The 13,821-nt window shown below is 68.0% G+C and carries 12 protein-coding genes and 2 rRNA genes (1 of these 14 running past the window's edge); 3 read left to right on the plus strand and 11 right to left on the minus strand.

Annotation, left to right across the window (positions count from 1 at the left end):
• Window positions 1-220 precede the first annotated feature (220 nt).
• A complete protein-coding gene (locus tag B6R96_RS16030) occupies window positions 221-499 on the minus strand; it encodes a glutaredoxin family protein (protein ID WP_030388025.1) in 279 nt (92 codons plus the stop codon).
• Between the two features lie 106 nt (window positions 500-605).
• Between B6R96_RS16030 and B6R96_RS16035 the strand changes: the two genes are divergently transcribed.
• The 3 genes from B6R96_RS16035 to B6R96_RS16045 all read left to right on the plus strand — a co-directional run bounded on the left by B6R96_RS16035 (window position 606) and on the right by B6R96_RS16045 (window position 4,187).
• Window positions 606-1,580 carry an HAD family hydrolase gene (locus B6R96_RS16035; protein ID WP_081522774.1) on the plus strand — a complete coding sequence of 325 codons (975 nt, stop codon included), beginning with the start codon at window positions 606-608 and terminating at the stop codon, window positions 1,578-1,580.
• Between the two features lie 360 nt (window positions 1,581-1,940).
• Window positions 1,941-2,753 carry an ECF subfamily RNA polymerase sigma factor, BldN family gene (locus B6R96_RS16040; protein WP_030388023.1) on the plus strand — a complete coding sequence of 271 codons (813 nt, stop codon included), beginning with the start codon at window positions 1,941-1,943 and terminating at the stop codon, window positions 2,751-2,753.
• 228 nt (window positions 2,754-2,981) lie between these two features.
• A complete protein-coding gene (locus tag B6R96_RS16045; RefSeq protein ID WP_081522775.1) occupies window positions 2,982-4,187 on the plus strand; it encodes a DUF5667 domain-containing protein in 1,206 nt (401 codons plus the stop codon).
• A 58-nt stretch (window positions 4,188-4,245) separates the two neighbouring features.
• On the opposite strand, the gene B6R96_RS16050 is transcribed toward B6R96_RS16045, so the two are convergent.
• From B6R96_RS16050 to B6R96_RS16095, 10 genes are all read right to left on the minus strand, one after another.
• A complete protein-coding gene (locus B6R96_RS16050) occupies window positions 4,246-5,226 on the minus strand; it encodes a lysophospholipid acyltransferase family protein (protein ID WP_052874593.1) in 981 nt (326 codons plus the stop codon).
• A complete protein-coding gene (locus tag B6R96_RS16055) occupies window positions 5,226-6,311 on the minus strand; it encodes an NAD-dependent epimerase/dehydratase family protein (RefSeq protein WP_037860781.1) in 1,086 nt (361 codons plus the stop codon). Before B6R96_RS16055 ends, B6R96_RS16050 begins: the two co-directional genes overlap by 1 nt.
• Before the next feature lie 95 nt (window positions 6,312-6,406).
• The gene (locus B6R96_RS16060; RefSeq protein WP_003948845.1) at window positions 6,407-6,505 is read right to left on the minus strand and encodes a 30S ribosomal protein bS22; all 99 of its coding nucleotides are present in this window, start codon (window positions 6,503-6,505) and stop codon (window positions 6,407-6,409) included.
• A 142-nt stretch (window positions 6,506-6,647) separates the two neighbouring features.
• Window positions 6,648-6,857, minus strand: coding sequence for a helix-turn-helix domain-containing protein (locus B6R96_RS16065; RefSeq protein ID WP_008738568.1), 210 nt, complete (start codon window positions 6,855-6,857; stop codon window positions 6,648-6,650).
• Window positions 6,858-6,971: 114 nt separating this feature from the next.
• Window positions 6,972-7,802 carry a phosphatase gene (locus B6R96_RS16070; protein ID WP_081525125.1) on the minus strand — a complete coding sequence of 277 codons (831 nt, stop codon included), beginning with the start codon at window positions 7,800-7,802 and terminating at the stop codon, window positions 6,972-6,974.
• Between the two features lie 93 nt (window positions 7,803-7,895).
• Window positions 7,896-9,044 (minus strand): acetoin utilization protein AcuC, encoded by a 1,149-nt coding sequence (locus B6R96_RS16075; RefSeq protein WP_081522776.1) that lies wholly within the window; start codon window positions 9,042-9,044, stop codon window positions 7,896-7,898.
• Entirely contained in the window at window positions 9,016-10,254 is a 1,239-nt protein-coding gene (locus tag B6R96_RS16080) for an MFS transporter (protein ID WP_081522777.1), read from the minus strand. The genes B6R96_RS16075 and B6R96_RS16080 overlap by 29 nt, the downstream gene beginning before the upstream one ends.
• Before the next feature lie 43 nt (window positions 10,255-10,297).
• Window positions 10,298-10,963, minus strand: coding sequence for an HAD family hydrolase (locus B6R96_RS16085; protein ID WP_081522778.1), 666 nt, complete (start codon window positions 10,961-10,963; stop codon window positions 10,298-10,300).
• 172 nt (window positions 10,964-11,135) lie between these two features.
• Window positions 11,136-11,252 (minus strand): 5S ribosomal RNA (rrf, locus tag B6R96_RS16090).
• 76 nt (window positions 11,253-11,328) lie between these two features.
• Window positions 11,329-13,821, minus strand: a 23S ribosomal RNA gene (locus B6R96_RS16095); it runs 630 nt beyond the window's last position.

The following is a 13,821-nucleotide window of genomic DNA, read 5'->3' on the forward strand; positions in this document are numbered from 1 at the left end:
CCCGTCGACAGCAGGCTATGCCTTTGTGAACGCGTGCACAAAGATTGTGTCCGGTTTGTCCGACCAAAGTGACCGGGGTCACGCGAGTTCGACAGACAAAGCCGGAACCAGCGGCACGTCGAACCCGTTCAAATCCCAAAGGGGGCAAAACCGTGCACACTCCTCACAGATACGCCCCCGAGACCCCATAAATCGCCCATGATGGTAACCGGGAAGAGGGTCAGGCCTCCAACGCCTGCCGGAGCCGGTCGGGGTTCACCCTCCAGAAGGTGTGCTGCTCGCCGTCCACGAGCACCACCGGAATCTGCTCCCAGTGCAGCCGGTAGAGCTCCTCGTCCTGCGAGATGTCCTTCTTCTCCCACTGCGCACCCGTCTCGGCGCACACCCGGGCGACCACCTCCTCCGCTTCGTCGCACAGGTGGCACCCCGGCTTCCCGATGAGCGTCACCACCCGCTCAGCGGGACGCTTCTTTTCCTTACGGCGCAACAAAGGGCTCATGCGGCCATTGTCCCGCGCCCTCGCGTAACAGGAGCGCCCCGAAGAGTTCACGCCTCCGCATCCCATCGGTTCGGGAACTCCCGAACACAGTGGCTATGCTCGCGTCATGGCCGCTCTCGGATGGCTCCCCCCTCGTCGGCGCTCCGCCACCGCACGCAGCGTGCTGGCGGGCGAGGCCTCGGCCGAGGCCGCCCGCAAGACCGCTCTGGCCGAGGCCCCACCGCTCACCGGACCCGAAACGGAACCGGGAACCCTCACCGAAGAGGGCCCCGAACCGACCCCGGAAGCGCCCGCCTTCCCGGTCGCCGGCGACGATCTCGCCGCCGCCTTCTTCGACCTCGACAACACCGTCATGCAGGGCGCCGCGATCTTCCACTTCGGCCGCGGCCTCTACAAGCGCGAGTTCTTCCGGCGCCGCGAACTCGCCCGCTTCGCCTGGCAGCAGGCCTGGTTCCGGCTGGCCGGCGTCGAGGACCCCGAGCACATGCAGGACGCCCGCGACAGCGCCCTGTCCATCGTCAAGGGCCACAAGGTCTCCGAACTGATGTCGATCGGCGAGGAGATCTACGACGAGTACATGGCCGAGCGGATCTGGCCGGGCACCCGCGCCCTGGCCCAGGCCCACCTCGACGCCGGCCAGAAGGTGTGGCTGGTCACGGCCGCCCCCGTGGAGACCGCCACGATCATCGCCCGGCGCCTCGGCCTGACCGGGGCCCTCGGCACCGTCGCCGAGTCCGTCGACGGGGTCTACACCGGCCGCCTGGTCGGCGAGCCGCTGCACGGCCCCGCCAAGGCCGAGGCGGTCCGCGCCCTGGCCGCCGCCGAGGGGCTCGATCTCGAACGCTGCGCGGCGTACAGCGATTCGCACAACGACATCCCGATGCTGTCACTGGTCGGACATCCGTACGCGATCAATCCCGACACAAAACTTCGCAAGCATGCCCGGACCAACGACTGGCGGCTGCGCGACTATCGGACCGGCCGCAAGGCCGTGAAGGTCGGCGTCCCGGCGGCCGCCGGCGTCGGCGCGATCGCGGGCGGCGCGGCCGCCGCCATCGCCCTGCACCGCCGCCGCAAGTAACAACACCAGGCCCGGGGCCCGTGAGCCCCGGGCCCGCCGCCGGCACGCCCCGGCCGCGGACATTCGCCGAGTTCTACCCGCGCCTCCGGTGCGGCATTCCGGCATGCCCGACTCGGTCGCGGGCCCCCTTGGAAGCGTCCATTCCGCGCACCCAAGTGATCAAGAATCGATCACCATCTGCGACTGAATATGCCCTCGACACGCAACAGAAGTGTCGGAACCGGTGATTTGAGCAACTGGGTGTAGCGCTGCCTGTACGAAGCGTTATTCTCCTCAAACGCATGCCACCGGCCATCTGTCGCCACGACGGGTGAACGGTCCCGCACTGCACGTGATGGAAGCTCTGCCTCTGGGAGTCCCGTGTACCCACCTGTCGGGGTTGACGCCTCGGGCCTGGCTCAGCTGCGCGAAACGGTCCTCGACCACCTGCGCGGCTTCGTCCCCACCGCGTACGCCGTCCCCGCCTTCGCCGCCGCGGTCCCTGCCGGCCTCGGCCCGGCCGGTCCTTGCTATGCCCTGACCGACGGCGGCGCGACGGTGGGCAGACGAGGTCGCGCCGCCGGCGGCTCGAACGCCGCCGGCACCGCCACCCAGGCCACCCACCGCCGCCCCACGGCGGACAGCGACCAGGCCCGCATGATGGACCTGGTCGAACGCGCCCAGGCGGGCGAGGCCGAGGCCTTCGGCCGCCTGTACGACCAGTACAGCGACACGGTCTACCGGTACATCTACTACCGCGTCGGCGGCAAGGCGACCGCGGAGGACCTCACCAGCGAGACGTTCCTGCGCGCCCTGCGCCGGATCTCCACCTTCACCTGGCAGGGCCGCGACTTCGGCGCCTGGCTCGTGACGATCGCCCGGAACCTGGTGGCGGACCACTTCAAGTCCAGCCGCTTCCGGCTGGAGGTCACCACCGGCGAGATGCTCGACGCGAACGAGGTCGAGCGCAGCCCCGAGGACTCCGTCCTGGAGTCCCTCTCCAACGCGGCCCTGCTGGAGGCCGTGCGCAAGCTCAATCCGCAGCAGCAGGAGTGCGTGACCCTGCGCTTCCTGCAGGGCCTCTCGGTCGCCGAGACGGCCCGGGTGATGGGGAAGAACGAGGGCGCCATCAAGACGCTCCAGTACCGGGCGGTCCGCACCCTGGCCCGCCTCCTCCCCGAAGACGCCCGCTGACCCTCCGACACCACACAACCTCACATTCGGTGACCCCTCGATGACGCTGTGGTCAGATCATCCTTCGTCCGTAACCCAAGTGCCGCGACGCTCGTTGTGCGGAATGCAGGCTCCCTGTGGACACGCTTTGCCCGAAGCCGCTCACTCGAAAGTGTGGATGCGCTCAAGGAAGGCAACCTTCCGGACACCTTGGGGAGTCGATCGTCATGACGAGAGGAGGTGCCGCCAGTGATCGCGAACGTGACCCCGCACCGGCGGGCGAACGCCTTCGCCCAGGCCCTGGAGGATCGGACCCCGTCCGACCTTCCGGAACCGGACTCGGCGGCCGAGCAGTCCGAGGCACCTGCCGAACCTGCCGACCACGACCGGTTGTTGGCCCTGGCGAGCGTGCTCGGCGAAAGAATGCCGCGCCCAGCGCTGGACCCCGAGGTCAAAGTGGTGCAACGAGCCCAGCTCATTGCCGCCATGGAGGCCATGGTGCTGGAGGAGAGGGCCGGGGGCGGTGCCGCCTCGGACCCTCTGGTGCCCGAACAGCGGACCGGCCGCGGCGCCCACCGGGCGACCCCGCTCCGGAAATTGCGGCCCCGCTCCCGCTGGTCCAAGGGCATCGCAGCGGGCGGCCTCACCGTGGGTGTGGCCGCGGGGGCCTTCAGCGGAGTGGCCGCTGCCAGTTCCGACGCCCTGCCCGGTGACCACCTCTACCCCGTGAAACGGGGCATGGAGGACCTGAAGCTGGGGATGGCCGACGACGACGCGGACCGGGGCGAGCTCTATCTCGACCAGGCCTCCAGTCGCTTGTCGGAAGCCCGCCGGCTGATGGAACGGGGCCGGCTGGGCGACCTGGACCACGAGTCCCTGGGCGCGATCCGCCGCGCCCTGGCGGGCGTGAAGCACGACGCGGAGGCAGGCCACCGCCTCCTCCAGGCCGCGTACGAACGGGACGGCTCGCTCGGCCCGATCCAGAAGCTGTCGTCGTTCTCCCGCTCCCACCGCGACGCGTGGGGCAAGCTCCGCGAGAAGCTCCCGGCTCAGCTCACCGACGTGGGTGGAGAGGTGGAGTCGGTCTTCCAGGCCATAGACGAAGACGTGGCGCCGCTCCAGAGCCTGCTCCCCAAGGCACCGGAGCAGTCCCGCGGCACCGGAAGCACTCCCGGCTCGTCCGCCAAGCCGGGCACCCCGAGCGGCACGCATCATTCCGCCCCCGCTGCCGGAACGCCCTCCGGCAGCCCCGCGGCGCCGTCCCCCTCGGGCAGCTCCCGGACGCCTGCCGGCGGCCTCCTGGGCGGTACGGGCGAGCTCCTCAACCCGCCCGCGGGACAGTCGGCCCCGCCCGCCTCGGGCAATCCGGACGTCCCCAAGCCGGACATCACCATCCCGCCCCTGCTCCCGGGTCTCCTCCCGGGCCTGGGGCTGGGCACGGAGGACGCCGAGTAGCAGGAAGGGCGGGGCCGCCCAGGCGGCCCCGCCCTTTCCCTTCGTCCCGGAAAACCCCTCAGAAGAACACGGACCGCCGCTGCACGAGCAGCTTGTAGAGCGTGTGCTGGATCTGCTCCCGCACCTGGTCCGTCAGGTTGAACATCAGCATCGGGTCCTCCGCCGCCTCCGCGGCGTACCCGTCCGTCGGGATCGGCTCGCCGAACTGGATCGTCCACTTCGTCGGCAACGGCAGCGCCCCGAGCGGCCCCAGCCACGGGAACGTCGGCGTGATCGGGAAGTACGGGACCCCCAGCAGCCGGGCCAGCGTCTTCGCGTTGCCGACCATGGGGTAGATCTCCTCCGCCCCCACGATCGAGCACGGCACGATCGGCGTCCCCGCCCGCAGCGCCGTCGACACGAACCCGCCCCGCCCGAACCGCTGCAGCTTGTACCGGTCCCCGAACGGCTTCCCTATCCCCTTGAAGCCCTCCGGCATCACACCGACCAGCTCACCGGCCTCCAGCAGCCGCTGCGCGTCCTCCGCGCACGCCAGGGTGTGCCCCGCCTTGCGGGCCAGCTCGTTGACCACGGGCAGCATGAACACCAGGTCCGCCGCCAGCAGTCGCAGGTGCCGCTCCGCCGGGTGGTGGTCGTGCACGGCGACCTGGAGCATCAGCCCGTCGAGCGGCAGCGTCCCGGAGTGGTTCGCCACGATCAGCGCACCGCCCTCCGCCGGGATGTTCTCGATGCCCTTGACCTCGACCCGGAAGTACTTGTCGTACAGCGGCCGCATCAGGGTCATCAGGACCTGGTCCGTCAGCTCCTTGTCGTAGCCGAAGTCGTCGACCTCGTAGTCCCCGGTGACCCGCCGCCGCAGGAACGCCAGTCCGCCCGCGATCCGCCGGTCCCAGCTGTCGCCGGGCGCTGCCGCCGGTGCCGGCTCGGGAGCCGCCGGCGGCTCCACCACCGGATCGGCGGCGGGCACCGCCCGCACCCGGCGGGGGATCCGCCGCCGCGGCCGGTCCTCGTCGAACGGAATGACCTTGGCGTCCGCCACTATCGCTTCGCTCCTTCAGCCGCGTAGGCGTCGTCCTTGAGCCCGTCGAGCCCGTCTGCATCCAGCATGGCCGCCACCCGGTCCACGGCCCGTGCGACCCGCTCCGGCGGCAGCAGCCCGCTCCCCCGGCTCCGGGCGAAGTCCGCGAAGGTCTCCGCGGTCGTGTAGAGCGGCTCGAAGCCGAGGACCTCGCGCATCTGCGTGGTCTCCACGACCCGGCCGTGGGTGAGGAGCCTTATCTGCTCCGGCGAGAAGTCGCTGGCTCCCACCGCCCGCAGCGCGGAGCCCACCCAGTTCAAGGCGGGCAGCAGCAGCGGCAGCGTGGGACGCCCGAGCCGCCGCGAGCACTGCGACAGCAGCAGCACGCCGTCACCCGCGATGTTGAAGGTCCCGCTGTTCAACGTCCCGCGCCTGGGCTCCCCCGCCGCCAGCCGCAGCACTTCGAGGACATCGTCCTCGTGCACGAACTGCAGCCGCGGGTCGTACCCCAGCACGGTCGGCATCACCGGGATCGAGAAGTACTCGGCGAGCGCCGAGTCCGCGTAGGGCCCCAGGATGTTCGCGAACCGCAGCACGCACACCGCGACGTCCGGCCGTCTGCGCGCGAAGCCCCGTACGTAGCCCTCGACCTCGGCGGCGTCCTTCGCGAAGCCGCCCGCCGGCAGCGATTTGGGCTCCGTGGTCTCGGTGAAGACGGCGGGATCCCGGGAGGTGCCCCCGTACACGCTGGTACTGGACTTCACCACGAGCCGTCGGACCGTCGGCGACTTCTGGCAGGCCCCGAGGAGCTGCATGGTCCCGATGACGTTCGTTTCCTTGACGGTGCTGTGCGCGCCGCCCGTGCCCGCGCTGCCCCCGGTGACCGCCAGATGGACCACCGTGTCCACGGCGTGCTCGGCCAGCACCCTGGCGATCGCCGACTGTCTGATGTCCGTACGGACGAACTCCGCCGATCCGAGCCGGTGCGGCGGTGTCACCGCGTCCACCGCGATCACCCGCTCGACGTCCGGGTCGCGCTGGATCCGGCGCACGAAGCGGCCGCCCAACTGCCGGGCAGCCCCGGTGACGAGTACGACCTTCCCCACGAGCTCAGCGCCTCCCTCGAAGAAGTCCCCCGGCTGCACCGCAGCCCCTCCACCAGGATGGTGGAGGGGCTGCGGAGAACACGTACAGCTGCCGTTTACTTCTTGTTACGGCGCTGGACGCGGGTGCGCTTGAGCAGCTTGCGGTGCTTCTTCTTAGCCATCCGCTTGCGCCGCTTCTTGATAACAGAGCCCACGACTACCCTCGCTCACTTCTCTTCACTGGTGCGGGGCGTCTGGGCCCACACGACCTACGTCGGCCTAGCCTACCCGCCCGAGCTCTGAGCTTGTAATCCGAGCGCTTCCGCGTTGTAGCCAGGGGTCTCCCGAGCCTCAGTCTCAGGCCGACTCCACCCCCACATAGGACTCTCGGAGGTACTCGTGAACCGCGTTCTCGGGGACCCGGAAGGACCGGCCCACCCGGATTGCGGGCAGATGACCGTTGTGCACCAGGCGGTACACGGTCATCTTCGACACTCGCATCACCGAGGCGACCTCCGCCACGGTCAGGAACTGAACCTCACTGAGAGGCCTCTCGCCAGCAGCCATGACACACCTTGACCTTCCGCGCATGACGGGCACCGGCTTCCCCTCCGGTTACTCCTCGTCGTCGCACGCTCACTCCCCAGAGTAGGGGCGCGTGATACGAGTGGGGAAGAGGAGCTACGACCACTCCTGCCGCCCCGTCAGACTTGCGCGGCCGAGCACGTAGCGCGCAAGCGGTCGGTAGTAGTCCGCTCGCACCGCGTCATCAAGTGGAACGGCCACCGACACGCGCCCCTCGGCCTCCCCGACGAACAGCGCCGGATCATCCGTATCCGCCAGCCCGATCGCCTCCACACCGAGCTGACCTGCACCGCAGACCCACCCGTGGTCCCCCACCACCAGCTCCGGCAATGGCCCGCCGGCCTCCGCGAGGGCCCCCAGCGCCATCCGAACCGGCAGCGGCGAATGGGTGTGCACGCCGGTCGCACTCCCCGGCACCCGCACGCCGGGTTCCCGCACCAGTGCGACCCCCCGTACGTATTCGATGCTGTGCGTGCGTACGCCGAACCGGGTCGGCATGTCGACACGCACCCCCTGCGCCGGGGTGAGGACAACACATCCCGCCGCCGACAGCGCCTCGGCCAAACCGGCGTAGAAGCCCAGGAGGCGATGCGGGTGGCCCGTCCCGAACAGCACGGGCGACCGCGCCCGCGCCGCCTCGGACAGCCGCCCCGCGAAGGCCTCCAGCGCGGCGACCGTGCGCTCCGGGTCGATCACGTCCGGCCCACTGACGTGCGCCGGATCCGCCGAGACCCCGCACTTGTCCGCCATCAGCCTCAGCAGATCACCCTCGCCCCAGCCCCGCTCCGGATCCAGGCCCAGCATCACCCTCGGATCCCGCGCGGCGAACAGCCGGTAGCTGCGCAGGCTCTCCTCCCGGGAGGTGGCGACGGGCCCGGCCAACCGGGCGGCCAGCAGATGCGCACGCAACGCGCCGGTGCTCAACACCCTCCGATGCTGCCCCAACACATCTGGCGGTTCATCAATTCCGGCGAACAGCCCCACAGTTGGCGTAACGATGCATCAAGGTCGCCGGCGCGATCAGGTCAGCATCCCGCGCAACGGGAAGACCGCCCGACGGGTCGCCAGAACGGCCTGATCCGTCCGGTCCGCCGGGTCGTAGCCCGCCTCCCAGTCCGCCCACGCCGGAGTCCGCCCGTCCGTCATCCGGGCCGGCGCCAACTGCCGCGTCCGCGCGTACACCTCGTCCCGCCACGACGCCGGCACCGCCGACTCCGGGTCCACCGGCCGGTGCGCGGCGATCCCCACCAGGTGCGTCCAGGACCGCGGCACGACGTCCACGACCGCGTACCCGCCGCCGCCCAACGCCAGCCACCGCCCGTCCGCGTACTCGTGCGCGAGCCGGTGACAGGACTCCTGGACGGCCCGCTGGGCGTCCAGCGACACCGCCAGGTGCGCGAGCGGGTCCTCGAAGTGCGTATCGGCCCCGTGCTGAGTCACCAGCACCTGCGGCCGGAAGTCCGCCAGCAGCTCCGGCACCACCGCGTGGAAGGCCCGCAGCCACCCCTCGTCGCCGGTCCCGGCGGGCAGCGCGATGTTCACCGCCGACCCCTCCGCCCCCGGGCCACCGGTCTCCTCCGGCCAGCCCGTCTGAGGGAACAGCGTCCGCGGATGCTCGTGCATCGAGACGGTCAGCACCCGCGGATCGTCCCAGAAGGCCGCCTGCACGCCGTCCCCGTGGTGGACGTCCACATCCACGTACGCGACCCGCTCGGCCCCCAGCTCCAGCAGCCGCGCCACCGCCAGCGACGCGTCGTTGTACACGCAGAAACCGGCCGCCCCACCGGGCATGGCGTGGTGCAGCCCGCCCGCGAAGTTCACCGCGTGCTCGGCCTCACCGCTCCACAGCGCCTCCGCGCCCGCCACGGACTGCCCGGCGATGAGCGCGGACGCCTCGTGCATGCCGTGGAAGGCGGGATCGTCGATGGTCCCCAGCCCGTACGAACCGTCCGCGGCTCCCGGGTCCTCGGACACCTCGCGCACCGCGGCGACGTAGTCCTCCCGGTGGACCAGCCGCAGCGTCGAGTCCCCGGCCGCCGGGGCCGCCCGCACCTCCATGGCCCGGTCCAGCCCGAAGGCGCGCACCAGGCCCATGGTCAGCGCCAGGCGCACCGGGTCCATCGGATGGCTCGGTCCGAAGTCATACCTCGTTACCGCCTCGTCCCACATCAACAGCCCGGTCACCGGCTCGCCGCTCATGCCGGACACCGTATCGGGCGGGCTCGGAGCCGAACGAGCGGGCTTGGAACAAGGTCACCAGGACCAGCGCCATCGGCACCAGCATCGCCCCCCGGTAGCTCCACGCGTCACCGACCGCCCCGACGAGCGGCGACCCGATCAGGAAGCCGACGTAGTTGAAGATGTTGAGCCGCGCGACGGCCGTGTCGGACGCCCCCGGGAAGAGCCGCCCCGCGGCGGCGAAGGTCTGCGGCACGATCACGCACAGGCCGATCCCCAGCAGCGTGAAGCCGAGCATCCCCACCCACGCCCCCGGCGCCGCCGCCACCACCGCGAACCCGGCGGCCGCCACCAGCGTCCCGGCCCGCACCACGGCCTCCGCCCCGAAGCGCCGCACGCCCAGGTCCCCGACGGCCCGCCCCACGAGGGTGGTCACCATGTAGACGTTGTAGGGGACGGTCGCCATCTGCTCCGAGCTGCCGAGCACGTCCTGAAGGTACTTGGCACTCCAGTTCGCCACCGTCGAGTCCCCGATGTACGCGCACGCCATCACCAGGCAGAGCGGCAGCAGCAGCTTGAACCCGCCGGCCCCCAGCCCCTTGTCGGCGGCCCCTCCAGGCCCCGTCCCGGCAGGCCCCGTCCCGTCGACGTAGCGCCGGCTCCCCAGCAGCGCCAGCGGCAACAGCACGACCACGGCCGGCAGATAGCTGACGAACAGGTTCAGCTCCCAGTGCGCCCCCGCCCACGCGGCCGACGCCCCCAGGATCCCTCCGAGGCTGTAGGCGGCGTGGAAGCCGAGCATGATGCTCCGCCCGTACGCCCGCTGCAGGCTGACCCCGAGCATGTTCATCGAGGCGTCCAGCGCCCCCACCGACAGCCCGAACGCCCCCAGGGCCACCGCCACGTGCCACATCTGGCCGCCGGCCCCGACACCCAGCAGCGACAGCAGCACCAGCGGCTGCGCCCACCGCAGTACGACGCTGGGCGCGACCCGCTTCACCAGGTGCTCGGTGGCCACGCTCGACGCCCCCGCGAGGACCGGCACGGCCGCGAGGAAAGCGGGCAGCAGGCCGTCGGATATCCCGTACCGGTCCTGGATGGCCGGGATCCGCGTCACGAGCAGTGCGAAGGCGACGCCTTGCACGAAGAAACTGAACCCCAGAGCGCCGCGGCCGCGCCGCAGCCGCACATCATCCGTCATGGCGGGTCAGCGTAGGGCCACGGGCTACCCGTGGGTAGAGAGATCACATACCCAGTCCGGCCTCCAGGCCGAGCAGCCCGGTGAGCTGCTTCATGTCACCGAAGTGGCCGGTGGCCCCGGGGAGCCGGTCGGCCGGCAGCATCGCCGTGAACGCGTACACGTCCATGCCCGCGGCGACGGCGGCCCGGATTCCGAGGGGACTGTCCTCGATGACCACACAACGGGCCGGCTCCACACCCATCTGCCGCGCCGCGTGCACATACAGATCGGGAGCCGGCTTCCCCTGGCCGACGTCCTGCGCGCTGAAGATCCACTCCTCCTCGAACCACCCGTCGAGTCCGGCCACCCGGTGCCCGGCCCGGATCCGCTCGTGACTCCCGGACGACGCAAGGCAGTACCCGACCCCCTGGGCGGTCAGCGCCCCCAGCACCTCCTCCACGCCGGGGACGGGCTTCAGCTCCTGCTCGAACGCGGCGATGGTCCGCGCGTGCAGCGTCTCGTCGAAGTCGGCCGGCAGCCGCTCCCCGGTCCGCTCCACGACGAGGTCGTGCACCCGGTGCACGGCGGATCCCATGTAGTCGCGGACCGACTCCTCGTAGGTGGTCGGGTGCCCCAGCTCGGTCAGGTACCCGGCGAGGATGCTGTTGGCGAGCGGCTCGCTGTCCACCAGCACGCCGTCGTTGTCGAAGATGACGAGGTCGTAGCCCATACCCCCACACTACGAACTAAACGGACGTAGAGCCCGTCTCGCCGGGCCGCCGACGACGCATCACCGGACTGCTGCGGCCATTCGGACGACAGAGCGAGGAGGGCCGGCCCGATCGGGCCGTAAACGCAGAAAAGCCCCGCACCATAAGGTGCGGGGCTTTCCCACAATGATTGTTCGGCGGCGTCCTACTCTCCCACAGGGTCCCCCCTGCAGTACCATCGGCGCTGAAAGGCTTAGCTTCCGGGTTCGGAATGTAACCGGGCGTTTCCCTAACGCTATGACCACCGAAACACTATGAAATTTGAACGCTGGCATGAACACAGCTGTTCGTTATTTCAGAACTAACACAGTGGACGCGAGCAACTGAGGACAAGCCCTCGGCCTATTAGTACCAGTCAGCTTCACCCGTTACCGGGCTTCCACATCTGGCCTATCAACCCAGTCGTCTACTGGGAGCCTTACCCTCTCAAGGAGGTGGGAATACTCATCTTGAAGCAGGCTTCCCGCTTAGATGCTTTCAGCGGTTATCCCTCCCGAACGTAGCCAACCAGCCGTGCCCTTGGCAGGACAACTGGCACACCAGAGGTTCGTCCGTCCCGGTCCTCTCGTACTAGGGACAGCCCTTCTCAATATTCCTACGCGCACAGCGGATAGGGACCGAACTGTCTCACGACGTTCTAAACCCAGCTCGCGTACCGCTTTAATGGGCGAACAGCCCAACCCTTGGGACCGACTCCAGCCCCAGGATGCGACGAGCCGACATCGAGGTGCCAAACCATCCCGTCGATATGGACTCTTGGGGAAGATCAGCCTGTTATCCCCGGGGTACCTTTTATCCGTTGAGCGACGGCGCTTCCACAAGCCACCGCCGGATCACTAGTCCCGACTTTCGTCCCTGCTCGACCCGTCGGTCTCACAGTCAAGCTCCCTTGTGCACTTACACTCAACACCTGATTGCCAACCAGGCTGAGGGAACCTTTGGGCGCCTCCGTTACCCTTTGGGAGGCAACCGCCCCAGTTAAACTACCCATCAGACACTGTCCCTGATCCGGATCACGGACCGAGGTTAGACATCCAGCACGACCAGAGTGGTATTTCAACGGCGACTCCACAACCACTGGCGTGGCTGCTTCAAAGTCTCCCACCTATCCTACACAAGCCGAACCGAACACCAATATCAAACTGTAGTAAAGGTCCCGGGGTCTTTCCGTCCTGCTGCGCGAAACGAGCATCTTTACTCGTAGTGCAATTTCACCGGGCCTATGGTTGAGACAGTCGAGAAGTCGTTACGCCATTCGTGCAGGTCGGAACTTACCCGACAAGGAATTTCGCTACCTTAGGATGGTTATAGTTACCACCGCCGTTTACTGGCGCTTAAGTTCTCAGCTTCGCAACCCCGAAAGGTCACTAACCGGTCCCCTTAACGTTCCAGCACCGGGCAGGCGTCAGTCCGTATACATCGCCTTACGGCTTCGCACGGACCTGTGTTTTTAGTAAACAGTCGCTTCTCGCTGGTCTCTGCGGCCACCCCCAGCTCACGGAGTAAATCCGATCACCAGTGATGGCCCCCCTTCTCCCGAAGTTACGGGGGCATTTTGCCGAGTTCCTTAACCATAGTTCACCCGAACGCCTCGGTATTCTCTACCTGACCACCTGAGTCGGTTTAGGGTACGGGCCGCCATGAAACTCGCTAGAGGCTTTTCTCGACAGCATAGGATCATCCACTTCACCACAATCGGCTCGGCATCAGGTCTCAGCCTTAATGAGGGACGGATTTGCCTACCCCTCGGCCTACACCCTTACCCCGGGACTACCACCGCCCGGGCTGGACTACCTTCCTGCGTCACCCCATCGCTTACCTACTACAAGTCTGGTTCGTCGGCTCCACCACTTTCCTTTCCCCGAAGGGTCCGGAACGGCTTCACGGACTTAGCATCGCCTGATTCGATATTGGGCGTTTCAAAGCGGGTACCGGAATATCAACCGGTTGTCCATCGACTACGCCTGTCGGCCTCGCCTTAGGTCCCGACTTACCCTGGGCAGATCAGCTTGACCCAGGAACCCTTAGTCAATCGGCGCACACGTTTCTCACGTGTGTATCGCTACTCATGCCTGCATTCTCACTCGTGAACCGTCCACAACTAGCTTCCGCTGCTGCTTCACCCGGCACACGACGCTCCCCTACCCATCACAGCGGGCGTTGGCCCTATTGCTGCAATGACACGACTTCGGCGGTACGCTTGAGCCCCGCTACATTGTCGGCGCGGAATCACTTGACCAGTGAGCTATTACGCACTCTTTCAAGGGTGGCTGCTTCTAAGCCAACCTCCTGGTTGTCTCTGCGACTCCACATCCTTTCCCACTTAGCGTACGCTTAGGGGCCTTAGTCGATGCTCTGGGCTGTTTCCCTCTCGACCATGGAGCTTATCCCCCACAGTCTCACTGCCGTGCTCTCACTTACCGGCATTCGGAGTTTGGCTAAGGTCAGTAACCCGGTAGGGCCCATCGCCTATCCAGTGCTCTACCTCCGGCAAGAAACACACGACGCTGCACCTAAATGCATTTCGGGGAGAACCAGCTATCACGGAGTTTGATTGGCCTTTCACCCCTAACCACAGGTCATCCCCCAGGTTTTCAACCCTGGTGGGTTCGGTCCTCCACGAAGTCTTACCTCCGCTTCAACCTGCCCATGGCTAGATCACTCCGCTTCGGGTCTAGAGCGTGCAACTCAATCGCCCTATTCGGACTCGCTTTCGCTACGGCTTCCCCACACGGGTTAACCTCGCTACACACCGCTAACTCGCAGGCTCATTCTTCAAAAGGCACGCAGTCACGACCGTTGTTCCGAAGAACAACGG

The organism is Streptomyces sp. Sge12 (genome assembly GCF_002080455.1).
GTDB lineage: Bacteria > Actinomycetota > Actinomycetes > Streptomycetales > Streptomycetaceae > Streptomyces.

Excerpts from the sequence above, each read along its gene's own strand:
- B6R96_RS16030 (WP_030388025.1), bottom strand. The coding sequence starts at position 499 with ATGAGCCCTTTGTTGCGCCGTAAGGAAAAGAAGCGTCCCGCTGAGCGG.
- B6R96_RS16035 (WP_081522774.1), top strand. The coding sequence starts at position 606 with ATGGCCGCTCTCGGATGGCTCCCCCCTCGTCGGCGCTCCGCCACCGCA.
- B6R96_RS16065 (WP_008738568.1), bottom strand. The coding sequence starts at position 6,857 with ATGGCTGCTGGCGAGAGGCCTCTCAGTGAGGTTCAGTTCCTGACCGTG.
- B6R96_RS16075 (WP_081522776.1), bottom strand. The coding sequence starts at position 9,044 with ATGTGGGACGAGGCGGTAACGAGGTATGACTTCGGACCGAGCCATCCG.
- B6R96_RS16080 (WP_081522777.1), bottom strand. The coding sequence starts at position 10,254 with ATGACGGATGATGTGCGGCTGCGGCGCGGCCGCGGCGCTCTGGGGTTC.
- B6R96_RS16085 (WP_081522778.1), bottom strand. The coding sequence starts at position 10,963 with ATGGGCTACGACCTCGTCATCTTCGACAACGACGGCGTGCTGGTGGAC.